The 21,122-nt window shown below is 66.4% G+C and carries 21 protein-coding genes; 14 read left to right on the plus strand and 7 right to left on the minus strand.

From position 1 onward, the window contains the following. Positions 1-63: 63 nt before the first annotated feature. Entirely contained in the window at positions 64-372 is a 309-nt protein-coding gene (locus ACNFIA_RS02485; protein WP_416782750.1) for a cupin domain-containing protein, read from the minus strand. After that, on the minus strand, positions 373-1,719 hold the full coding sequence (locus ACNFIA_RS02490; protein ID WP_416782751.1) for an aspartate aminotransferase family protein: 1,347 nt from the start codon (positions 1,717-1,719) through the stop codon (positions 373-375). Between the two features lie 137 nt (positions 1,720-1,856). Between ACNFIA_RS02490 and ACNFIA_RS02495 the strand changes: the two genes are divergently transcribed. The 5 genes from ACNFIA_RS02495 (at position 1,857) to argE (ending at position 7,068) form a co-directional block, all read left to right on the plus strand. Then, entirely contained in the window at positions 1,857-2,777 is a 921-nt protein-coding gene (locus tag ACNFIA_RS02495; protein WP_416782752.1) for a LysR family transcriptional regulator, read from the plus strand. Between the two features lie 422 nt (positions 2,778-3,199). Further along, the gene (locus ACNFIA_RS02500) at positions 3,200-4,528 is read left to right on the plus strand and encodes a flavin-containing monooxygenase (RefSeq protein ID WP_259758412.1); all 1,329 of its coding nucleotides are present in this window, start codon (positions 3,200-3,202) and stop codon (positions 4,526-4,528) included. 3 nt (positions 4,529-4,531) lie between these two features. Further along, the gene (locus ACNFIA_RS02505) at positions 4,532-4,942 is read left to right on the plus strand and encodes a RidA family protein (protein ID WP_259758411.1); all 411 of its coding nucleotides are present in this window, start codon (positions 4,532-4,534) and stop codon (positions 4,940-4,942) included. A gap of 192 nt (positions 4,943-5,134) precedes the next feature. After that, positions 5,135-5,809, plus strand: a complete 675-nt coding sequence (locus ACNFIA_RS02510) for a DUF1028 domain-containing protein (RefSeq protein ID WP_017517807.1) — start codon at positions 5,135-5,137, stop codon at positions 5,807-5,809. Between the two features lie 107 nt (positions 5,810-5,916). Further along, the gene (argE, locus tag ACNFIA_RS02515) at positions 5,917-7,068 is read left to right on the plus strand and encodes an acetylornithine deacetylase (protein WP_416782753.1); all 1,152 of its coding nucleotides are present in this window, start codon (positions 5,917-5,919) and stop codon (positions 7,066-7,068) included. Between the two features lie 336 nt (positions 7,069-7,404). On the opposite strand, the gene ACNFIA_RS02520 is transcribed toward argE, so the two are convergent. From ACNFIA_RS02520 to ACNFIA_RS02530, 3 genes are all read right to left on the minus strand, one after another. Then, entirely contained in the window at positions 7,405-8,049 is a 645-nt protein-coding gene (locus ACNFIA_RS02520; protein ID WP_259758408.1) for an HAD family hydrolase, read from the minus strand. Between the two features lie 86 nt (positions 8,050-8,135). Next, positions 8,136-9,275, minus strand: a complete 1,140-nt coding sequence (locus ACNFIA_RS02525; protein WP_416782754.1) for a hypothetical protein — start codon at positions 9,273-9,275, stop codon at positions 8,136-8,138. 286 nt (positions 9,276-9,561) lie between these two features. After that, the gene (locus tag ACNFIA_RS02530; protein ID WP_259758406.1) at positions 9,562-10,104 is read right to left on the minus strand and encodes a gamma carbonic anhydrase family protein; all 543 of its coding nucleotides are present in this window, start codon (positions 10,102-10,104) and stop codon (positions 9,562-9,564) included. A 76-nt stretch (positions 10,105-10,180) separates the two neighbouring features. Between ACNFIA_RS02530 and prlC the strand changes: the two genes are divergently transcribed. The 7 genes from prlC (at position 10,181) to ACNFIA_RS02565 (ending at position 17,203) form a co-directional block, all read left to right on the plus strand. After that, positions 10,181-12,226, plus strand: coding sequence for an oligopeptidase A (gene prlC, locus ACNFIA_RS02535; RefSeq protein ID WP_416782755.1), 2,046 nt, complete (start codon positions 10,181-10,183; stop codon positions 12,224-12,226). Further along, the gene (locus ACNFIA_RS02540) at positions 12,226-12,495 is read left to right on the plus strand and encodes a YheV family putative zinc ribbon protein (RefSeq protein WP_259758404.1); all 270 of its coding nucleotides are present in this window, start codon (positions 12,226-12,228) and stop codon (positions 12,493-12,495) included. The genes prlC and ACNFIA_RS02540 overlap by 1 nt, the downstream gene beginning before the upstream one ends. A gap of 120 nt (positions 12,496-12,615) precedes the next feature. After that, positions 12,616-12,861, plus strand: coding sequence for a type II toxin-antitoxin system Phd/YefM family antitoxin (locus ACNFIA_RS02545; protein WP_259758403.1), 246 nt, complete (start codon positions 12,616-12,618; stop codon positions 12,859-12,861). Continuing rightward, positions 12,851-13,135 carry a type II toxin-antitoxin system RelE family toxin gene (locus ACNFIA_RS02550; RefSeq protein ID WP_416782756.1) on the plus strand — a complete coding sequence of 95 codons (285 nt, stop codon included), beginning with the start codon at positions 12,851-12,853 and terminating at the stop codon, positions 13,133-13,135. Before ACNFIA_RS02545 ends, ACNFIA_RS02550 begins: the two co-directional genes overlap by 11 nt. 210 nt (positions 13,136-13,345) lie before the next feature. Beyond that, a complete protein-coding gene (locus ACNFIA_RS02555; protein ID WP_416783009.1) occupies positions 13,346-14,950 on the plus strand; it encodes an inorganic phosphate transporter in 1,605 nt (534 codons plus the stop codon). A 186-nt stretch (positions 14,951-15,136) separates the two neighbouring features. Continuing rightward, positions 15,137-16,195 (plus strand): PA0069 family radical SAM protein, encoded by a 1,059-nt coding sequence (locus tag ACNFIA_RS02560; protein ID WP_416782757.1) that lies wholly within the window; start codon positions 15,137-15,139, stop codon positions 16,193-16,195. A gap of 291 nt (positions 16,196-16,486) precedes the next feature. Beyond that, a complete protein-coding gene (locus ACNFIA_RS02565) occupies positions 16,487-17,203 on the plus strand; it encodes a carbonic anhydrase (protein WP_259758397.1) in 717 nt (238 codons plus the stop codon). A 62-nt stretch (positions 17,204-17,265) separates the two neighbouring features. Here ACNFIA_RS02565 and ACNFIA_RS02570 read toward each other — a convergent pair whose 3' ends face one another. Further along, positions 17,266-17,397: a hypothetical protein gene (locus tag ACNFIA_RS02570; protein ID WP_259758396.1), complete on the minus strand. Its 132-nt coding sequence runs from the start codon at positions 17,395-17,397 to the stop codon at positions 17,266-17,268. On the opposite strand from ACNFIA_RS02570, the gene ACNFIA_RS02575 reads away from it, so the two are divergent. Continuing rightward, the gene (locus tag ACNFIA_RS02575; protein WP_416782758.1) at positions 17,396-18,931 is read left to right on the plus strand and encodes a SulP family inorganic anion transporter; all 1,536 of its coding nucleotides are present in this window, start codon (positions 17,396-17,398) and stop codon (positions 18,929-18,931) included. The genes ACNFIA_RS02570 and ACNFIA_RS02575 overlap by 2 nt on opposite strands. 3 nt (positions 18,932-18,934) lie before the next feature. Here the strand turns inward: ACNFIA_RS02575 and ACNFIA_RS02580 are convergent, their stop codons facing one another. Then, positions 18,935-19,579 carry a hypothetical protein gene (locus ACNFIA_RS02580; protein WP_416782759.1) on the minus strand — a complete coding sequence of 215 codons (645 nt, stop codon included), beginning with the start codon at positions 19,577-19,579 and terminating at the stop codon, positions 18,935-18,937. A gap of 417 nt (positions 19,580-19,996) precedes the next feature. On the opposite strand from ACNFIA_RS02580, the gene coxB reads away from it, so the two are divergent. Continuing rightward, entirely contained in the window at positions 19,997-21,121 is a 1,125-nt protein-coding gene (coxB, locus tag ACNFIA_RS02585; protein WP_416782760.1) for a cytochrome c oxidase subunit II, read from the plus strand. The last annotated feature ends 1 nt before the right edge of the window (position 21,122 follow it).

Raw genomic sequence — 21,122 nt, forward strand, 5'->3', positions numbered from 1 at the left:
GGGCCCGCCGGCAGCCACTCTAAGGTGACTCGTCCCGGCATGCCTTCTCGCGTGCCCGCGCGCTCAGTGGCTGTGCGGTTTACCGTCCTTGAGCTCGATCTCGATGAACGCCACTTCGTGATCGCACGGGTTGATCACGTTGTGCTCGGTACCGATCTGACGGGTGTAGCTCTGGCCCAGGACCAGCGGCGCGCGCCGCTCGCCCTCGGGGGTTTCCAGCAGCAGTTCGCCGCCGGTCACCGGCACCACGACGTATTCCATGCCGTGGCGGTGCCAGCCGGTCTCGGCGCCGGGGGCGAAGCGCCACTCGGTGACCAGGACCTTGTCGTTGTCGATCTGTACCGTCGGGACGGCCTTCGGACGCTCGCTCACTTACGCGACCCCGTTGAGGGCTTCGCCCACGGCGCTGAACAGGCGGTCCAGGTCTTCGGGCTTGGCGTTGAAGGTCGGGCCGAATTGCAGGGTGTCGCCGCCGAAGCGCACGTAGAAGCCTTCTTTCCACAGCTTCATGCTGGCTTCGAACGGACGCACGATGACGTCGCCGTCGCGGGCGGCGATCTGGATCGCGCCGGCCAGGCCGCAGTTGCGGATGTCGACGACGTTCTTCGCGCCCTTCAGGCCGTGCAGGGCCTTCTCGAAGTGCGGCGCCAGCTCCAGGGACTGCTGGATGAGGTTTTCCTTCTCCAGCAGGTCCAGCGCGGCAAGACCGGCGGCGCAGGCGACCGGGTGCGCGGAGTAGGTGTAGCCATGGCCGAACTCGACGGCGTATTCCGGCAGGTTCTGGCCCATGAAGGTGTTGTAGATCTCGCTGCTGGCGATCACCGCGCCCATGGGGATGGCGCCGTTGGTGACCTGCTTGGCGACGTTCATGATGTCCGGCTTCACACCGAAGAACTCGGCGCCGGTGGGCTTGCCCATGCGGCCGAAGGCGGTGATCACTTCGTCGAAGATCAGCAGGATGTTGTGCTGGTCGCAGATTTCGCGCAGGCGCTGCAGGTAGCCCTTGGGCGGCACCAGCACGCCGGCGGAACCGGACATCGGCTCGACGATGACCGCGGCGATGTTGGACGCATCATGCAGCTCGATCAGCTTCAGCAGTTCGTTGGCAAGCTCCACGCCGCCGGTCTCGGCCATGCCCTTGGTGAACGCCAGGCCCGGCTGCAGGGTGTGCGGCAGGTGGTCGACGTCCATCAGCTGGCCGAACATCTTGCGGTTGCCGCCAATGCCGCCCAGGGCGGTGCCGGCGACGTTCACGCCGTGGTAGCCACGGGCGCGGCCGATCAGCTTGGTCTTCTGCGCCTGGCCTTTGAGGCGCCAGTAGGCGCGGGCCATCTTGATGGAGGTGTCGGCGCACTCGGAGCCCGAGCCAGCGAAGAACACATGGTCCAGGCCGGCCGGGGTCAGCTGGGTGATCTTCTCGGCGAGCTTGAAGGACAGCGGGTGGCCGTACTGGAAGGCCGGGGAGTAGTCGAGGGTGGTCAGCTGCTTGGCGACCGCGTCGGCGATTTCCTTGCGCGAGTGACCGGCGCCGCAGGTCCACAGGCCCGACAGGCTGTCGTAGATCTTGCGGCCCTTGTCGTCCACCAGCCAGCTGCCTTCGGCGGCGACGATGATGCGCGGATCCTTGTGGAAGTTGCGGTTGGCGCTGAAGGGCATCCAGTGGGCCTTCAGGTTCAGTTCGCTGGCCACCGACGGGGTGACGTTCACGTGCTGGTTCATGGAGCATGTCCTCGACAACAGTCTTGTTGGGCGCGCAGGCCGCAGGATGCCTGGTGCGATGCTCGTAGATTGGGCCTGACTAAACGTGAGTTAAAGCTTATTCTTCTTACGTTCAGTTTCGGATTGGTAAAACTAAGATGGCGAAACAACGCGCGCCTTCCCTGGGCCAGGTCAGCGACTTCGAGATCCGCCTGCTGCGCATCTTCAAGACCATCGTCGAATGCGGCAGTTTCTCGGCTGCGGAAAGCACGCTGGGCATCAGCCGCTCGGCCATCAGCCTGCACATGGGCGACCTGGAGAAGCGCCTGGGGATGCGCCTGTGCCAGCGCGGCCGGGCGGGCTTCGCGCTGACCGACGAGGGCCGCGAGGTGTACCGCGCGACCCAGTCCCTGCTGGCGGCGCTGGAGGGTTTCCGCGCCGAGGTCAACGAACTGCACCAGCACCTGCGCGGCGAGCTGAACATCGGCATCATCAACAACCTGGTGACTCTGCCGCAGATGCGCATCACCCATGCCTTGCGGGCGCTGAAGGCCAGCGGGCCGGGCGTGCGGATCAACATCGGCATGACCACGCCCAACGAGATCGAGCTGGGTGTGCTCGACGGCCGCCTGCACGTGGGGGTGGTACCGCTCATCAGCCCGCTGTCGGGGCTGGAGTATTCCGCCCTTTACGAGGAGCGCTCGCTGCTGTTCTGCAGCCGGGAGCACCCGCTGTTCGAGCGCGACGACGCGAGCATCACGGTGGAGGAAATCCACGCCTGCGACGCGGTGGCGCCGAGCTACCGCATCCCCGCCGAGGCGCAGGAGCGGCACCAGGAGCTGCGCGGCAGCGCCACGGCCTCCGACCGCGAGGGCATGGCCTTCCTGATCCTTACCGGCAGCTACATCGGCTATCTGCCCGACCACTACGCCGCCGACTGGGTCGCCCAGGGGCGCCTGCGCGCGCTGCGGCCGGAGCGCTTCTACTACGACATCCCGCTGACCGTGGTGACCCGCAAGGGGCGCCGGCCGAACCTGGTGCTGGAGCGGTTCATCGAGGCGGTGGCGGAAAGCCGCTGAGGCGAAGCTCTTGTGGGAGCGGACTCTGTCCGCGATCGGTTCGCATCGCGCCGGATGCCATCGCGGACAGAGTCCGCTCCTACGCTCAGGCCTGGCCTCCGACTGTAGGAGCGAGCTTGCTCGCGAACCAGCCTCGCAGCGGGCCCTGTTCGCGAGCAAGGACCCGGCGTCCCCTTCGGTCCTACGAAAACCCGCACAAGCCACATCCAGCCTATCCAATTTGTCGCCCCAGCCACCAAAAATCCTATACCCCCACCTCTGCAGCCCGCGGGCCGCGGGGTCTGCGTGGGTGCAGCTTTTCCCTAGCCTGCGACTACAAAAAACATAATTTCGCTATTCCCAGCCTCTGAACAGAATGCGGCCAACACCTCATCGCTAGCCGCAACAAGAACAAACGTGATCAGAGTCTGAGGAAGCAAGCCATGACCGACCTGAATCCAGGCGCCTTCGGCAAGAAGTCGCTTGATAACCTGGAAATCGACACGCTGGTCGTTGGCGCCGGACAAGCCGGCGTGGCCATGAGCGAGCACCTGACCCTGCAGGGCGTGCCGCACCTCGTGCTGGAAAAAAGCCGCATCGCCGAAGCCTGGCGCACCGGCCGCTGGGACTCGCTGGTCGCCAACGGCCCGGCCTGGCATGACCGATTCCCGAACATGGAATTCCCCGTCGGCCCGGACGACTTCCCGCACAAGGAGCAGGTCGCCGATTATTTCGTCGCCTACGCCAAGCAGTTCAACGCGCCGATCCGCACCGGCGTGGAAGTGAAGAAGGTCACCCGCAACGAAGGCCGCCCCGGCTTCAGTGTGGAAACCTCCGAGGGCACGCTGCAGGCCCTGCGCATCGTCTCCGCCACCGGCCCGTTCCAGCGCCCGGTGATCCCGGCCATCGCGCCGAAGGACGAAGGCCTGTACCAGATCCACTCGGCCAAGTACTTCAACCCGCAGCAACTGCCCGAGGGTGCGGTGCTGGTGATCGGTGCCGGCTCCTCCGGCGTGCAGATCGCCGACGAGCTGAACCGCGCCGGCAAGAAGACCTACCTCTCCGTGGGCGCCCATGACCGTCCGCCGCGCTCCTACCGCAACCGCGACTTCGTCTGGTGGCTGGGCGTGCTCGGCCTGTGGGACGCCGAGGAAGTGCAGCCGGGCCGCGAGCACGTGACCATCGCCGTGAGCGGTGCCCGTGGCGGCGAGACCATCGACTTCCGCCGCCTGGCCAACGAGGGCATCACCCTGACCGGCCTGACCCAGTCCTTCGAAGGCGGCAAGGTGACCTTCCAGGACGACCTGGTGGCCAACCTGAAGGCCGGCGACGACAACTACCTCGGCCTGCTGGACGCCGCCGACGCCTACATCGAGCGCAACGGCCTGGACCTGCCGCTGGAGCCGGAGGCCCGCAAGGTCTACCCGGACGCCGAGTGCATCCGTCACCCGATCCGCCAGCTGGACCTCGCCGAGGCCGGCATCACCTCGATCATCTGGGCCACCGGCTACGCCGTGGACTTCAACTGGCTGCAGGTGGACGCCTTCGACGACAAGGGCAAGCCCAAGCACCAGCGCGGCGTCTCCCGCGAGCCGGGCGTGTACTTCGTCGGCCTGCCGTGGCTGTCGCGCCGTGGCTCCTCGTTCATCTGGGGCGTGTGGCACGACGCCAAGCACGTGGCCGGGCACATCGCCACCCAACGCCGTTATGTCGAATACCAGGACGCTTCGCAGCGCGAAGCCTCCGTTCAGAAAGCCGCTTCCTGGGAGTAAGAGATGCCTACCCACACTCGCATCCGCATGTTCAACACCAAGGACACCTACCCGAACCAGTCCCTGGACAACGACCTCTGCCAGGCCGTGCGCGCCGGCAACACCGTGTACGTGCGCGGCCAGGTCGGCACCGACTTCGAAGGCAACCTGGTGGGCCTCGGTGACCCGCGTGCCCAGGCCGAACAGGCGATGAAAAACGTCAAGCAACTGCTGGAAGAAGCCGGCAGCGACCTGTCGCACATCGTCAAGACCACCACCTACCTGATCGACCCGCGCTACCGCGAGCCGGTGTACCAGGAAGTGGGCAAGTGGCTGAAGGGCGTGTTCCCGATCTCCACCGGCCTGGTGGTCTCGGCCCTCGGCCAGCCGCAGTGGTTGATGGAAATCGACGTCATCGCGGTCATTCCGGACTGAAAGCTACTGCGCTAGGCCATGCTGCGTTGGGGCCGGTCGAGAAAATGCTCATTTGCTACAGCAAACTCCGCTTTTCTCGCCCGACCCCGCCTTGCCTGGCCGTCGCTCGTAACGCTTTCAAGCGTGCAGGCGATGCGGATTTTCCGCATCGCCCTTTGTCGTTTTAGCTACCAGAACAAGCAAGGAGCCACCATGACCTTCTCCATCGTCGGCCGCTGCGCCGAAACCGGCCAGCTGGGTATCGCCATCAGTTCCTCGAGCATCGCCGTGGGCGCCCGCTGCCCGTGGGTACGCGCCGGCGTCGGCGCGGTGGCCACGCAGAACATCACCCTGCCGGCCCTTGGCCCGCAGATCCTCGACCGGCTCGAAGCCGGCCTGGAGCCGGGCGCGGCGCTGGACCAGGCGCTCTCCAGCAACGGCTACAGCCAGTACCGCCAGGTGACGGTGATCGACCAGCACGGCAAGGTCGCGCTGTTCACCGGCAGCGAAGCGCTAGGCGTGCACAACGCCGTGGCGGGTGAGAACTGCGTGGCGGCCGGCAACCTGCTCTCCTCCACCGCGGTAATCGAAGCCATGACCCAGGCCTTCGAGAGCGCCAACGGATGCCTAGCCGAACGCCTGCTGGCGGCGATGCAGGCGGCGATGGCCGCCGGTGGCGAAGCCGGTCCGGTGCATTCGGCGGCGCTGAAGGTGGTCGGTGACCTGGTCTGGCCGATCGTCGACCTGCGCGTGGACTGGGCGGACGAAGCGCCCATCGATGAGCTGGAAAAACTCTGGGTGGCCTACAAGCCGCAACTGGAGGACTACCTGGTTCGCGCCCTCGACCCGACCAAGGCGCCGAGCTACGGTGTGCCGGGGGACGAGTAAGACCACGTACCTGTAGGAGCGAGCTTGCTCGCGAACCCCGGCCCTGCAGCGGGGTTTGTTCGCGAGCAAGCTCGCTCCTACAAAGAGCAAAAACGCAGGACCCAACCATGCCCACCAGCCGTGACATCCTCGCCGACCTGATCGCCTTCGACACCGTCAGCCGCCACTCCAACCTGGCGCTGATCCACTACATCCGCGACTACCTCGCAGGCTTCGGCGTCGCCTGCGAGCTGTTCCACGATGCCGAGGGCGGCAAGGCCAATCTCTACGCCACGCTCGGCCCGCAGGATCGCGGCGGCGTGTGCCTGTCCGGCCACACCGACGTGGTGCCCACCGACGGCCAGCCGTGGACGGTGCCGCCGTTCGAACTGACCGAACGCGACGGCCGCCTCTACGGCCGTGGCACGGCGGACATGAAGGGCTACATCGCCTGCGTGCTGGCGGCGGTGCCGGCGTTCCTCGCCCGGCCGCTGCGCCTGCCGGTGCACCTAGCCTTCTCCTACGACGAGGAAGTCGGCTGCCTGGGCGTGCGTTCGCTACTCGCCGCGCTGGAGCACCGCGAGCACAAGCCGATCCTGTGCATCATCGGCGAGCCCACCGAGCTCAAGCCGGTGCTTGGCCACAAGGGCAAGCTCGCCATGCGCTGCCAGGTGCACGGCGCGCCGTGCCACTCGGCCTATGCGCCGCAGGGGGTGAACGCCATCGAATACGCGGCGAAGCTGATCGGCCGCCTCGGCGAGATCGGCACCCGCCTGGCCGCTCCCGAGCGCCATGACCCGCGCTTCGACCCGCCCTACTCCACCGTGCAGACCGGCGTGATCAGCGGCGGCCGCGCACTGAACATCGTGCCCGCCGAATGCCAGTTCGATTTCGAGGTGCGCGCGCTGCCCAGCGACGACCCGCAACAGGTCGCCGAGGACCTGCGCGCCTTCGCCGAAGCCGAGCTGCTGCCAAAAATGCGTGCGGTGAAGGCCGAGACGGATATCCGCTTCAGCGAGATTTCCGCCTACCCGGCACTGGTCACCGACCAGCACACCCAGGCGGCCGAGCTGATCGCGCAGCTCACCGGTTCGCGGGATTTCACCACCGTCGCCTATGGCACCGAGGGCGGGCTGTTCCACCAGGCTGGCATTCCCACCGTGGTCTGCGGTCCGGGCAGCATGGATCAGGGCCACAAGCCGGACGAGTTCGTCAGCCTGGAGCAGTTGGCCCGGTGCGATGACATGCTGGGGCGGCTGGCGGAGTGGTTGCGCGGCTGATTCACCGCGCGGTTTGCCCCGCTGCGTAGGAGCGGACCTTGTCCGCGATTGCCATCCAACGGGCACCGGCCTGTCGGCCGGTTCGCGGATGAATCCGCTCCTACAAGATCAAGAGCCCCTCATCCTAACCCTGGCTGCGCGCCCCGCTCCTGGGGGAGAGGGGACTCATGCAGGATGAAACCGCCGAAGCCGGCACAATCGGCTCCCTCTCCCTCTGGGAGAGGGCTGGGGTGAGGGCACGCGGCGCGCAGAAGCCGACCTGATCCTCGCTGAGCTATACCCCGCTTCGCGGGGAGTTCGCGGGCATGGCCCGCTCCTACAGGGAAGCAATGAGCGTCAGGCAAACGCCGCGCGCAGCTCGTCCAGGCTCGCGAAGTAGTGCGCCGGGCGTTCCGCCATCAGCTCGTCGCGGCTGCCGAAGCCATAGCCGACACCCGCCGCGGACAAGCCATTGCGGTGCGCGCCGATCAGGTCGTGCTTGCGGTCGCCGATCATCAGCGTCTGCGCAGGATCGAGCTGTTCGATGCCCAGCAGGTGTTCGATTAGCTCGACCTTGTTGGTGCGCGTGCCATCCAGCTCGCTGCCGTAGATCACCTTGAAGTGCCGGGCGAAGTCGAAGTGGCGGGCAATTTCCGCCGCGAATACCGTCGGCTTGCTGGTGCAGATGTACAGCGTGCGACCCTGGTCGCCGAGTAAATGCAGCAGCTCGGCAACCCCGTCGAACACCTTGTTCTCGTACAAGCCGGTGTCCTTGAAGCGCACGCGGTAGTGGTTCACCGCTTCCCAGGCGCGCGCCTCGTCGAAGTCGTAGGTGCTCATGAAGCACTGCAGCAGCGGCGGGCCGATGAAGTGTTCGAGCTGGCGCAGGTCGGGTTCGTCGATACCCAGCTGGGCAAGGGCGTACTGGATCGAACGGGTGATGCCCTCGCGTGGGTCGGTGAGGGTGCCGTCGAGGTCGAAGAGGATGTTCTGGTAGTGCATGGGATCAGCGTCCGGCCGCGAAAGTCGGGCGGGAAGGATACGCCCCCCGGCAGCGGGCGCGAAACACGAGTCGCCGAATGACCGGCTCAGGGCGCCGAGCCCTGCCCCTGCCGGAGCACGCGGAACCCGCCGCTGGCGCTGACCGGCTCGGCCTCGCCGGCGCCAAAGGTGCGCACCTCAGTGTCCTCCTCGGGTTCGTCCTGCGGTTGCGCCAGGCGGCCGGTGAGGCTCTGCTGCACGCGGGCGCCGAGGTGGTCGACGCCGGCCATGACCCCACCTTCGGGATCACGCATCAGCGCCAGCCACTGTTCATCGAAGGCGGCGTTGATCTCCTTGCGCAGCTGGGTTTCCACCTCGGGCCGCTCGTGGTCGTTGCCGGCCATGCTGAACAGGGTGAAGGCCACCGAGATCACCGAGCCGGCGACCTTGCCCGCCGCGCTCGCCACCACGCCGGCGATGCTGCGGTTGCGCAACTCATGGACGAGCTTGGCGCTGGTGCGCTGCGCCACCGGTGACACGCCGCTGACCTTGGTGCCGGCGCCCGCCTTGCCCGCCGCCGTGCGGATGTCCTGCATCAGCGCGGCGAAGGCCGGCAGCTTGCCGATGTCCCTGGCGTACACCACGTCGTAGAGCGACGCATCGCGGCTGGCGGGCGGGCCCAGGGCAATCGCCGGGATGCCCATCAGGTGTTCGTCGAAGGCCTTCTGCGGGATGCCGCGGCGCTGGGGGATTTCCTTCACCGCCACGCTCAGCAACTCGATGTAGTGTCGCGTGGCCTTTTCCATCACCGCGTCTGGGTCGACCTGTTTGGCCACCGGAACCAGCACCTGCTTGCGGTATTGCTCCTGCAGGTAGGCAGCCAGCTTGTCGACCGTGGGATCGAGATCGCCATGGGCGCCCATCTTGTACCAGGCGACCTTCATGCTCAGCCATTCCTGGGTCCAGTAGCTGGAGAACCAGGGGATGAATTTCTCGTCGGTGCGCTGGTAGACGAGGTCCATCCACTGCTGCATGGCCTCTTCGGCGTAGGCGCGGGCCTGGGAGGTGGCGGCCAGCGACGCGGCGCCGATATCGGCGTCGACCTGGTGCCAGGTGGCTTCGGTGAGGGGGGCGGCGGGCTGGGCCGGGTGATGGGCGCAGCCGCCCAGCGCCAACAGGAGCAGGGCAATGACACCACCACGCCGCCAGGGCGAAGCGGTGGCGCTGGGAGAGCACAGACTGTTCATGGCCGCTCGCCGGCTCGGCGGCGCCGCTGTGGCGGGCCGCCCGCTGCTGAACCCGGCCGGGCACGCGCTGGCGTCCGGTCACCTCGGCTCAGTATAGGGCGCGGGGTTCGGCACGGCAGGCCGTCTGGCGGGCCGGCCTCGATGTAGGGCGCATAACGCCTCTAGCGTTATCCGCCATCGGGCATCGGTGGAGGTGATGGTTCGCGAGCAAGCTCGCTCCTACAGGGATATGCCCGCTTTCGTAGGAGCGAGCTTGCTCGCGAACCGCCCGAAAAGGCGGACTTACTCAGCCCGCGTAACCCTCGGCGAGGTGCTGGTCCTTCAGCTTCACGTAGTTCCCCGCGGTATAGCTGAAGAACGCGCGCTCCTTGTCGGTCAGCGGCCGGGCCTTCTTCACCGGGCTGCCGACATAGAGGAAGCCGCTCTCCAGCGTCTTGCCCGGCGGCACCAGGCTGCCGGCGCCGAGGATCACCTCGTCCTCGATCACCGCGCCATCCATGACGATGGAGCCCATGCCCACCAGGATGCGGCTGCCGATAGTGCAGCCGTGCAGCAGCACCTTGTGGCCGATGGTCACCTCGTCGCCGATGGTCAGCGGGAAGCCGTCCGGGTTGAAGGGGCCGGCGTGGGTGATGTGCAGCACGCTGCCGTCCTGCACGCTGGTGCGCGCACCGATGCGGATGCGGTGCATGTCGCCGCGGATCACCACCAGCGGCCACACCGAGCTGTCCGCGCCGATCTCCACGTCGCCGATGACCACGGCGCTGGCGTCGACGAAAACGCGCTCGCCGAGGGATGGCGTTTTGCCCTGATAGGTTCGAATCGTCACGATAGTCGTCCTCAAGCTGCGGTTGACGCCGATTGTATTTAAGATGGCCGGGTGTTTCTTCAGCCAAGGTGCCACCGTGAGCGCGAATCCCCTTCTGCAGAGCTACGACCTGCCGCCCTTCTCCTCCATTCGCCCCGAGCACGTGAAGCCGGCCATCGAGCAGATCCTCGCCGACAACCGCGCCGCCATCGCGCGCATCCTCGCCCAGCAGAACGGCACCCCGACCTGGGCCGGCCTGGTGCTGAGCATGGACGAACTGCATGACCGCCTGGGCAAGGCCTGGAGCCCGGTCAGCCACCTCAACGCGGTGTGCAACAGCGCCGAGCTGCGCGAGGCCTACGAAGGCTGCCTGCCGCTGCTGTCCGCCTACTGGACCGAACTGGGCCAGAACCGCGAGCTGTTCAAGGCCTACGAGGCGCTGGCCGGAAGCCCCGAGTCGAAGGACTTCGACGTGGCGCAGAAGACCATCCTCGAACACGCCCTGCGCGACTTCCGCCTGTCGGGTATCGACCTGCCGGCCGAGCAGCAGCAGCGCTACGCCGAGATCCAGACGCGCCTGTCCGAGCTGGGCAGCCGCTTCTCCAACCAGTTGCTGGACGCCACCCAGGCCTGGACCAAGCACATCACCGACGAAGCGGCGCTGGCCGGCCTCACCGAATCGGCCAAGGCGCAGATGCAGCAGGCCGCCCAGGCCAAGGAGCTGGACGGCTGGCTGATCACCCTGGAATTCCCCAGCTACTACGCGGTGATGACCTATGCCGAAGACCGCGACTTGCGCGAAGAGGTCTACGCCGCGTACTGCACCCGCGCTTCCGACCAGGGCCCGAACGCCGGGCAGAACGACAACGGCCCGGTGATGCAGGAAATCCTCGACCTGCGCCAGGAACTGTCGCGCCTGCTGGGCTTTGCCAACTTCGCCGAGCTGTCCCTGGCCACCAAGATGGCCGAGACCCCCGAGCAGGTCCTGCACTTCCTGCGCGACCTGGCCGTGCGCAGCAAGCCCTTCGCCGCCCAGGACCTTGCGCAGCTCAAGGCCTACGCGGCCGAGCAGGGTTGCCCGAACCTGTCCAGCTGGGACGCCAGCTACTTCGGCGAGAAGCTGCGCGAAGCGCGCTACAGCGTCTCCCAGGAAGCCCTGCGCGAATACTTCCCGATCGACAAGGTGCTCTCCGGCCTGTTCGCCATCGTGCAGAAGCTCTACGGCATCCACATCCGCGAGCTGAGCGACTTCGAGCGCTGGCACCCGGACGTGCGCCTGTTCGAGATCGAGGAAAACGGCCAGCACGTCGGCCGCTTCTACTTCGACCTCTACGCCCGCGCCAACAAGCGCGGCGGCGCGTGGATGGACGGCGCCCGCGACCGTCGCCGCACCGCCGGTGGCGAGCTGCAATCGCCGGTGGCGTACCTGGTGTGCAACTTCACCCCGGCGGTGAACGGCAAGCCGGCGCTGCTGACCCACGATGAAGTCACCACGCTGTTCCACGAATTCGGCCACGGCCTGCACCACCTGCTGACCCGCGTCGAGCACGCCGGCGCCTCGGGCATCAACGGCGTGGCCTGGGACGCGGTGGAACTGCCGAGCCAGTTCATGGAGAACTGGTGCTGGGAGCCCGAGGGCCTGGCGCTGATCTCCGGCCACTATGAGACCGGCGCGCCGCTGCCCCAGGACCTGCTGGAGAAGATGCTCGCCGCGAAGAACTTCCAGTCCGGGCTGATGATGGTCCGCCAGCTGGAATTCTCGCTGTTCGACTTCGAGCTGCACGCCACCCACGGCGACGGCCGCAGCGTGCTCGACGTGATCGAGGCGATCCGCGATGAAGTCGCGGTGATGCGCCCGCCGGCGTACAACCGCTTCGCCAACAGCTTCGCGCACATCTTCGCCGGCGGCTACGCGGCCGGTTACTACAGCTACAAGTGGGCCGAGGTGCTGTCCGCCGACGCGTTCTCCCGCTTCGAGGAAGAAGGCGTGCTCAACCCGGCGACCGGCGCGGCCTTCCGCGAGGCGATCCTGGCCAAGGGCGGCTCCCAGGAACCGATGGCGCTGTTCGTGGCCTTCCGTGGCCGCGAGCCGTCCATCGACGCCCTGCTGCGCCACTCGGGCCTGACCGAGGAGGCCGCCTGATGAGCGAGGTGAAGAAGCGCTTCATCGCCGGGGCCGTCTGCCCGGCGTGCAGCGAGCAGGACAAGATCGTGATGTGGGACGTCGACGGCGTACCGCACCGCGAATGCGTCGCCTGCGGCTACGCCGACACGCTCAACGCCCAGGGCCAGTCGGTGCCCAAGGAGCTGTCCACCCGCGTCAACACCAGCGCCCTGGACAAGCCCAAGGACCCGAAGGTGCAGGGGGTGCAGTTCTTCCCCAATCCGAAGCTGAAGAAGCCGCAGGAATAACGCCCGCGTGACGCACGGAAAATGCCCCGGCTTGCCGGGGCATTTCTGTTTCCGCCGATTCGCTCTTGCCGGCCGCCCCTGTAATGACCAGAATTCCGGACATTATTTGGAGCTTTTTTCATGCAGAATTTACTTGCCAGTACGGCCGTCAGCGTCTCGGAACTGAAGAAGAATCCCTCCGCCGTGCTGGCCGAATCCGGTGGCGAGCCGGTGGCGGTGCTCAACCACAACAAGGTGATGGGCTACATGGTGCCGGCGGAGCTGTTCGAGTCGATCCTGGAGCGCCTGGAAGACCTGGAGCTGGCGGAAATCGCCCGCTCGCGACTGGGAGAAAAAGGCATCCCGGTATCGCTCGATGACCTATGAGCTGGAATTTCTCCCCGCCGCACTGAAGGAGTGGCGCAAGCTGGGCCATACGGTGCGGGAGCAATTCAAACGCAAACTCGCCGACCGCCTGGAAGAACCTCGCGTACCGGCCGACGCCCTGCATGGGCTGGCGGACCACTACAAGATCAAGCTGCGCTCGGCAGGCTATCGGCTGGTCTACCGCGTCGAGGAAAAGCGCGTGGTGATTGCCGTCGTTGCGGTTGGCAAACGCGAGCGTGGCGAGGTGTATAGCGCAGCGCAGGATCGGCGCTGAGCCATCGAAGCTGGTACGGCGCCGAGCCGCGAGTTCCGAAACTGCGCGCAAGGGAGGCCACTGCCCATCGGCAGGACTCGTCCCTGCCCCCACTCGCCCGATGAACCCATGATCTCCATGGCCGGCTAGTCTGTAGGGCATCGCCGCAAGGAATCCGCCCGATGCCGCCATTGACCCCAAGGAAGCCCTCCTGTGCTTGACCGCTTTGGCATGCTCGAGGTGATGCGCGCCTCGCGCCTGACGCAGTTCCCCATCAGCCCCGTGCTGCGCGAGACCCACGGCTTCAAGGGGCGACTGACCTTCTTCGTGCTGCTGGCCGCTGCGCTGGTGTTCACCTTCACGGCGCTGGGACACGACATCCGCGCCAGCGGCACGCATCTGGAGCCGGGCTGGCCGATGCTGGTACTGGGGGTCACGCTGCTGATCGCCCTGGGCTTCGAGTTCATCAACGGCTTCCACGACACCGCCAATGCGGTGGCCACGGTGATCTACACCAACGCCCTGCCGCCGCGTTTTGCCGTGGCCTGGTCGGGGGTGTGGAATTTCCTCGGCGTGCTCTTTTCCAGCGGCGCGGTGGCCTTCGCCATTGTCTCGCTGCTGCCGCTGGACCTGCTGCTCAAGGTGGACAGCAGCGCGGGCCTGGCGATGATCTTCGCCCTGCTGATCGCCTCGATCCTGTGGAACCTCGGCACCTGGTGGCTGGGCTTGCCGGTGTCCTCCTCGCACACGCTGATCGGCTCCATCGTCGGCATCGGCTTGGCCCACGGCGCCATGGCCGGGCACATCGGGCTGTCCGGCAACGCCTGGTCGCAACTGTTGACGGTGGGCTATGCGCTGTTCCTCTCACCGGTGGTGGGCTTCTTCGCCGCCTTCGTGCTGTTGCGGGTCGCCAGCGCGAGCATCCGCAACCGCGCGCTGTTCCACGCGCCGAAGGGCCGCACGCCGCCGCCCCGGTGGATTCGCGCGATCCTCATCCTGACCTGTACCGGCGTGTCCTTTGCCCACGGCTCCAACGATGGGCAGAAGGGCATCGGCCTGATCATGCTGATCCTGATCGCCACCGTTCCCCTGGCGTTCGCGGTGGATCGCGCGCACTCGCCGGAACAGACCCGCCAGTTGCTGGCCCTCACCCATGCCGCCCAGGCGCAACTGCAGCGCAGCGGCGGCAGCCCCGCCGCGGACCCGCGCGCGGCGCTGCTGAGCTACCAGGACGACGAGGTAGTGCGGCCGGACCTGCTGCCATCGCTGGGCCGGGTGATCGGCGATGTCGGTGTACGCCTGGCACGCTACGGGCAGCTGGACAAGGTGCCCGGCGAGGACGTGAAGGACCTGCGCAACGACCTCTACCTGAGCCTGGAAACCATCCGCCTGCTGGACCGCAGCGGCCAGCGCTTCGAGCTGGAAACCTGGAGCAGCCTGCAGGCGCTGCGGGCGGAAGCCGACCGCACCATCCGTTTCATCCCGGTGTGGGTGAAGGTCGCCGTGGCGCTGGCGCTGGGCCTGGGCACGCTGGTGGGCTGGCGGCGCATCGTCACCACGGTGGGCGAGGGCATCGGCAAGACGCCGCTGACCTATGCACAGGGCGCCTCGGCGCAACTGGTGGCCATGCTCACCATCGGCGCGGCGGATGGCTTCGGCCTGCCGGTCTCGACGACCCAGGTGCTCTCCTCCGGCGTGGCCGGCACCATGGCCGCCAACGGCAGCGGCCTGCAATGGCCGACCATCCGCAACATGCTGCTGGCCTGGGTGCTGACCCTGCCGGCAGCCATCGGTCTGGCGGCAGGGCTGTACTGGCTGTTCACCCGGCTGCTGTAGGTCCACCCTGTAGGAGCGAGCTTGCTCGCGAACCGACCCGCGCGGGAGCTGCCGGCTGGCACTGTTCGCGAGCAAGCTCGCTCCTACAGACGGTGGCGAATCACACCGCCGAGCAGTTAGTGCTGGCTGTGGAAAACTCCGTGGATTACTGTATTCATATACAGTATTTCTTCAGAGTCTTCCCACATGAGCACGTCCCTTCCACCCCGCGGCCGGGGCACCGCCAGCAATCCGCACAACCGCTTCGCGCCGACCACCTCGGTGCCTGTGGATAACGACTGGTACGACGAGGTACCCAAGCCCCAGGTGACCGAAATCCGCACGGAGCGGGCGAAGACGGTGATCTCGCGCAACCAGTCGCCGGACCTGCCTTTCGACCGCTCCATCAACCCCTATCGGGGCTGCGAGCATGGCTGCATCTACTGCTATGCGCGGCCCAGCCATGCCTACTGGGACCTGTCGCCAGGGCTGGATTTCGAGACGAAGCTGATCGCCAAGACCAACGCCGCCGAGGTGCTCGAAGAGGAGTTGAGCCGCAAGGGCTACGTCTGTGCGCCGATCAACCTGGGGGCCAATACCGACCCCTACCAGCCCATCGAGCGCCAGCAACGGCTGACCCGGCAGATACTCGAAGTACTGCTGCGCTTCCGCCACCCGGTGACCATCGTCACCAAGGGTTCGCTGATCCTGCGTGACCTGGACCTGCTGGCCGAACTGGCGCAGCACCGGCTGGTGGCGGTGATGATCAGCCTGACCACCCTGGACGACGAGTTGAAACGCATCCTGGAACCCCGCGCCGCCGCACCGTCCGCACGCTTGCGGGCGATTCGCGTGATGCGCGAACACGGCATCCCGGTGGGCGTGCTGTGCTCGCCGATGATCCCGATGGTCAACGACCGAGAGCTGGAAGCGCTGCTCGAGGCCGCCCACGATGCCGGGGCGCAGAGCGCCAACTACATGATGCTGCGCCTGCCGCGGGAGGTCGGGCCGTTGTTCGAGGAATGGCTGGCGGCGCACTACCCGCAACGGGCGAGCCATGTGATGAGCCTGATCCGCCAGGTGCGCGGCGGGGAAATCTACGACAGCCGCTTCGGCCACCGCTTCCGCGGCGAGGGCCCGTTCGCCGAGCTGCTGGCCAAGCGCTTCGAGGTCGCGTTGCGCCGCCTGGGCCTGAACCGGCGCGGCGATTTCGGCCTGGACTGCACGGCCTTCGCGCCACCGCGCAGTCAGATGAGCCTGTTCTGACAGCCTTCACGCGGCTGTCTTGTATGATATTTCGACCCGTGGGATAGCATCATCGCAACATCGCTTTGCCATGATAGCTTGCCGATATCATCGTGGAATATCGGTGAAACATCGTGCAAAAGCTCATTCCAGAGCGGTTTTTTAATTTTGGTTTAATCTTCGTTGGCTAGGGTTTGAACACAAAGTGACTAACCGGTCACGACAGATTTTTTCCCACGCCTGTGCCTTTTCTCCCTGGGGAGAGCGTCGGCTGACGTGGGAAAATTCTTCGTCATTCTTCGAGGCTGATACATGAACGACAAAACGCACGGTGAGGATCACGCCCACGAGTCCGCTGACGAGGCGCTGCGCCATATCGTCGAGGGCTTCCGCCAGTTCCGCCATGAGGTCTTCCCGCAACAGGAAGAGCTGTTCAAGAAGCTGGCCCACGCGCAGAACCCGCGCGCCATGTTCATTACCTGCGCCGACTCGCGCATCGTTCCCGAGCTGATTACCCAGAGCTCGCCGGGCGACCTGTTCGTGACCCGCAACGTCGGCAACGTGGTGCCGCCCTATGGCCAGATGAACGGCGGCGTATCCACCGCCATCGAGTTCGCCGTCATGGCGCTGGGCGTGCAGCACATCATCGTCTGCGGCCACTCCGACTGCGGCGCCATGAAGGCGGTGCTGGCACCGCAGACCCTGGAAGGCATGCCGACGGTAAAAGCCTGGCTGCGCCACGCCGAAGTGGCCCGCACCGTGGTGGCCCAGACCTGCGGTTGCGCCACCCAGGAACACCTGGGCGTGCTCACCGAGGAAAACGTCGTGGCCCAGCTGGACCACCTGAAGACCCACCCGTCGGTGGCTGCGCGCCTGGCTTCCGGCCAGCTGTTCATCCACGGCTGGGTGTATGACATCGAGACCAGCGCCATCAAGGCCTACGACGCCCAGGAAGGCCGCTTCCGCGCCCTCGACGGCGAAGGCCCGACGCCCAGCGCGACGCCCCGCGCTCGTTACTCCCCGCAGTAAGCCGCCCGTAGCAGTAATCCGGGGCGCGGCGGCCCGCCAGAACAAACGCCGCGCTCCGTTCCTCACTTGATCCCTGCCTGAGGCGTACGCCCCACCGCGTTCGCCATCCCTTGAATTGCGCGTGTCGATGCGGTCGAGACCAGCGTCGTGGGCATTCGCGCGCCCGAAAAATGCTCGAAGGAGAACAGCGCCATGTCGGCCTCCCACTCTGTTCCATCCGCTTTTTCCCAGCTGCGCCACGTGCTGCCGCGCGACCTGCTCGCGTCGGTGGTGGTGTTTCTCGTCGCCCTGCCGCTGTGCATGGGCATCGCCATCGCCTCGGGCATGCCGCCGGCCAAGGGCCTGGTCACCGGCATCATCGGCGGCCTGGTGGTCGGCTTCCTCGCCGGCTCCCCGCTACAGGTCAGCGGCCCGGCGGCGGGCCTTGCGGTGCTCGTCTTCGAACTGGTGCGCGCCCATGGCATGGCCATGCTCGGGCCGATCCTGCTGCTGGCCGGCGCATTGCAGTTGCTGGCCGGACGCCTGCGCCTGGGCTGCTGGTTTCGCGTCACCTCGCCAGCGGTGGTGTACGGCATGCTCGCGGGCATCGGCATTCTCATCGTGCTGTCGCAGGTGCACGTGATGCTCGACCTCAAGCCGCAGGCGTCCGGGCTGGATAACCTGCTGGCGTTCCCCTCCGCGCTGCTGTCCGAGGCCAGCGGCTTCGATGCGGCGCTGCTCGGGCTGGGCACCATGGCCTGCATGGCACTGTGGGACCGCTTCAAGCCGAGCCGGCTGCGCATGCTGCCCGGCGCGCTGATCGGGGTGAGCCTGGCGACCCTGGCGAGCGTCGCGCTGCAGCTGGAGGTGCTGCGGGTGAGCGTGCCGCAGAACCTCGGCGACGCCATCGACTGGGTCCGCCCGGGCGACCTGGCCGCCCTGCTCGACCCGACGCTGCTGTTGGCCGCCGTGGTGGTCGCCTTCATCGCCAGTGCCGAAACGCTGCTCTCGGCCGCCGCGGTGGACCGCATGCACAACGGCCCGCGCTCGGACATGGACCGCGAGCTGAGCGCCCAGGGCGTGGGCAACATGCTCTGCGGGCTGGTCGGTGCGCTGCCGATGACCGGGGTGATCGTGCGCAGCTCGGCCAACGTGCAGGCCGGCGCGCGCAGTCGCGCGTCGGCGATCTTCCATGGCCTGTGGCTGCTGGCGTTCGTCGTGCTGCTGGGCGGGCTGCTGCGGCAGATCCCGATTGCCAGCCTGGCCGGCGTGCTGGTCTACACCGGCATCAAGCTGGTGGACCTGAAGGCGCTGCGCTCGCTGGGCCGCTACGGCCGGATGCCGATGCTGGTGCACGCGGCCACGGCGCTGGCCATCGTCGCCACCGACCTGCTGACCGGCGTGCTCCTGGGCTTTGCGCTGACGGTGCTGAAACTGGTGTTCAAGGCCGCCCGGCTGAAGATCAACCTGCGCTACGACGACACCGGCGACGGCGCCGAACTGCGCCTGGTGGGCGCGGCGACCTTCCTCAAGGTGCCGGCGCTGTCCCAGGCGCTGCAGTCGGTGAAGCCGGGCACGCACCTGCGCGTGCCGCTGCAGCACCTGAGCTACATCGACCACGCCTGCATGGAGCTGCTGGAAGACTGGGGCCGCAGCGCCGCGGCCAGCGGCTGCCGGCTATCCATCGAGGGCAACGGCCTGCGCCGCCGCGTGGAGGGGCGGATGCGCGCGTTGCAGGGCGCGGGCTGAGCCTCAGTCGCGGCCCAGCTCCAGCTCGACGCCGAACTGCCGCGACAGGCACGGCCACTGCTGCCAGGCCATGACCACCTGCGGGTCGTTGAGGCGTGCGCGGTAGCTGACGGCGGATTCAGCACTGAAGGTGCTGTCGTCGAGCATGCCGTTGACCGCGTGGTGCACCGCCTCGTCCAGCTGGTTGGCGAAGGGTTCGCCGATCAGCTGGTGCGCCACCAGGTTGGCCACCGTGGTGTCCAGCGGGATCAGCGGCTGGTTGAAGTGGGCGATGTAGCGGTCGTTCACTTCTTCCACCAGGCGATGGGCGAGGTACGCCTCGTCCAGCAGCGCATCCAGGCCGTCGTGGCCGTCGAGCAGCGCGGGCGGAGTGAGGAAGAACTGCTCGGCGAGCTTGAGCACCGGCTTGATGCGGTCTTCGATGCCGGCGGCGCGGGCCACCGCATTGGCGGCGTCGAGGAAGTCCGGCACCTGCTCGATATAGGCATGGACGAAGCGTGTCAGCGTACCGCTGGAATCCTCGCCGGCCAGGGCGATGCTTTTGTGCAGGCTTTGCAGTTGGCTCTGGATCAGGCGGGCAAGGTGGCCGTGGCGGGATTCGAGCAGATGGGCGTTCCGGATCAGCTCACGCAGTGCAGCGGTGTTCATGACAGCTCCAAGACAGCGGGTTTGGAAAGTGAAGAAACACCTTAGCCGCACCCCGGGCGTAGCTAAGACGCGATTGTCATATTCATGAACTGGTTATGCCGACGGGGCATATCAGACCGCCAGCATGGTACCTCAAACCCGCGTCATCCGTGGCTTTGAGATCGCACTTCGGTCTTTCAAACAGGGTTTTTACTCTGCGTTGTTATGTCGCAACCCCTGGCTATACTCCGCTTCGACACACCGAAAACCTGATGGACCCGGCCTGCCCTGCGTGCTGCCGAGGTACGACGTCAAAGTAAGTTGTCTTGGCGGTCACTCCCTTGGCCGTTGGCTTGTTCAGGCTCGAACCCTCTGCAATGGGGTTTGCAGCCAGGGCGCTATGCCGGCGGGATAAAAACAACGATAAGGGGAACCCGAATGCTGCGACATCCACGAGTCTGGATGGGCTTCCTTTTGCTCTTGGCTTTCAGTCAGGCAAACGCCGCCTGGACGGTCAACATGGCCCCCGGTGCGACGGAAGTCAGCCGTAACGTTTTCGATCTGCACATGACGATCTTCTGGATCTGCGTGGTCATCGGCATCGTCGTCTTCGGCGCGATGTTCTGGTCGATGATCGTCCACCGCCGGTCCACCGGGCAGCAGCCCGCGCATTTCCACGAGAGCACCACGGTGGAAATCCTCTGGACCGTCATTCCCTTCCTGATCCTGGTGGTGATGGCCGTCCCGGCCACCAAGACGCTGATCCACATGTACGACACCTCGGAGCCCGAGCTGGACGTGCAGGTCACCGGCTACCAGTGGAAGTGGCAGTACAAGTACCTGGGCCAGGACGTGGAGTTCTTCTCCAACCTCGCCACGCCCCAGGACCAGATCCACAACAAGGCCGACAAGGACGAGCACTACCTGCTGGAGGTGGACAACCCGCTGGTGCTGCCGGCCGGGGTCAAGGTGCGCTTCCTGGTCACCTCCAGCGACGTGATCCATTCCTGGTGGGTGCCGGCCTTCGCGGTCAAGCGCGACGCCATCCCCGGCTTCGTCAACGAGGCCTGGACCAAGGTCGACCAGCCCGGCGTCTACCGCGGCCAGTGCGCCGAGCTGTGCGGCAAGGACCACGGCTTCATGCCCATCGTGGTGGACGTGAAGTCCAAGCCGGACTTCGACAAGTGGCTGGCCGAGCGCAAGGAAGAAGCCGCCAAGCTCAAGGAGCTGACCAGCAAGGAATGGACGAAGGAAGAACTGGTCGCCCGTGGCGACAAGGTCTACCACACCATCTGCGCCGCCTGTCACCAGCCTGAAGGCCAGGGCATGCCGCCGATGTTCCCGGCGCTCAAGGGTTCGAAGATCGTCACCGGGCCCAAGGAGCACCACCTGGAGACCGTGTTCAACGGCGTCCAGGGCACGGCCATGGCGGCCTTCGGCAAACAGCTCTCGGAAGTCGACATCGCCGCGGTGATCACGTACGAGCGCAACGCCTGGGGCAACAACGACGGCGACATGGTGACCCCGCAAGAAGTGGTCGCCTACAAGCAGAAACAACAATAAG

The organism is Pseudomonas sp. NY15437, from assembly GCF_048068435.1.
GTDB lineage: Bacteria > Pseudomonadota > Gammaproteobacteria > Pseudomonadales > Pseudomonadaceae > Pseudomonas > Pseudomonas nitroreducens_B.

What these genes read in the sequence shown, in the direction of transcription:
- ACNFIA_RS02490 (WP_416782751.1), bottom strand. Translation starts at nt 1,719, where the DNA reads ATGAACCAGCACGTGAACGTCACCCCGTCGGTGGCCAGCGAACTGAAC.
- ACNFIA_RS02495 (WP_416782752.1), top strand. Translation starts at nt 1,857, where the DNA reads ATGGCGAAACAACGCGCGCCTTCCCTGGGCCAGGTCAGCGACTTCGAG.
- ACNFIA_RS02500 (WP_259758412.1), top strand. Translation starts at nt 3,200, where the DNA reads ATGACCGACCTGAATCCAGGCGCCTTCGGCAAGAAGTCGCTTGATAAC.
- ACNFIA_RS02505 (WP_259758411.1), top strand. Translation starts at nt 4,532, where the DNA reads ATGCCTACCCACACTCGCATCCGCATGTTCAACACCAAGGACACCTAC.
- ACNFIA_RS02510 (WP_017517807.1), top strand. Translation starts at nt 5,135, where the DNA reads ATGACCTTCTCCATCGTCGGCCGCTGCGCCGAAACCGGCCAGCTGGGT.
- argE (WP_416782753.1), top strand. Translation starts at nt 5,917, where the DNA reads ATGCCCACCAGCCGTGACATCCTCGCCGACCTGATCGCCTTCGACACC.
- ACNFIA_RS02520 (WP_259758408.1), bottom strand. Translation starts at nt 8,049, where the DNA reads ATGCACTACCAGAACATCCTCTTCGACCTCGACGGCACCCTCACCGAC.
- ACNFIA_RS02525 (WP_416782754.1), bottom strand. Translation starts at nt 9,275, where the DNA reads ATGAACAGTCTGTGCTCTCCCAGCGCCACCGCTTCGCCCTGGCGGCGT.
- ACNFIA_RS02540 (WP_259758404.1), top strand. Translation starts at nt 12,226, where the DNA reads ATGAGCGAGGTGAAGAAGCGCTTCATCGCCGGGGCCGTCTGCCCGGCG.
- ACNFIA_RS02545 (WP_259758403.1), top strand. Translation starts at nt 12,616, where the DNA reads ATGCAGAATTTACTTGCCAGTACGGCCGTCAGCGTCTCGGAACTGAAG.
- ACNFIA_RS02550 (WP_416782756.1), top strand. Translation starts at nt 12,851, where the DNA reads ATGACCTATGAGCTGGAATTTCTCCCCGCCGCACTGAAGGAGTGGCGC.
- ACNFIA_RS02555 (WP_416783009.1), top strand. Translation starts at nt 13,346, where the DNA reads ATGCTCGAGGTGATGCGCGCCTCGCGCCTGACGCAGTTCCCCATCAGC.
- ACNFIA_RS02560 (WP_416782757.1), top strand. Translation starts at nt 15,137, where the DNA reads ATGAGCACGTCCCTTCCACCCCGCGGCCGGGGCACCGCCAGCAATCCG.
- ACNFIA_RS02565 (WP_259758397.1), top strand. Translation starts at nt 16,487, where the DNA reads ATGAACGACAAAACGCACGGTGAGGATCACGCCCACGAGTCCGCTGAC.
- ACNFIA_RS02575 (WP_416782758.1), top strand. Translation starts at nt 17,396, where the DNA reads ATGTCGGCCTCCCACTCTGTTCCATCCGCTTTTTCCCAGCTGCGCCAC.
- ACNFIA_RS02570 (WP_259758396.1), bottom strand. Translation starts at nt 17,397, where the DNA reads ATGGCGCTGTTCTCCTTCGAGCATTTTTCGGGCGCGCGAATGCCCACG.
- ACNFIA_RS02580 (WP_416782759.1), bottom strand. Translation starts at nt 19,579, where the DNA reads ATGAACACCGCTGCACTGCGTGAGCTGATCCGGAACGCCCATCTGCTC.
- coxB (WP_416782760.1), top strand. Translation starts at nt 19,997, where the DNA reads ATGCTGCGACATCCACGAGTCTGGATGGGCTTCCTTTTGCTCTTGGCT.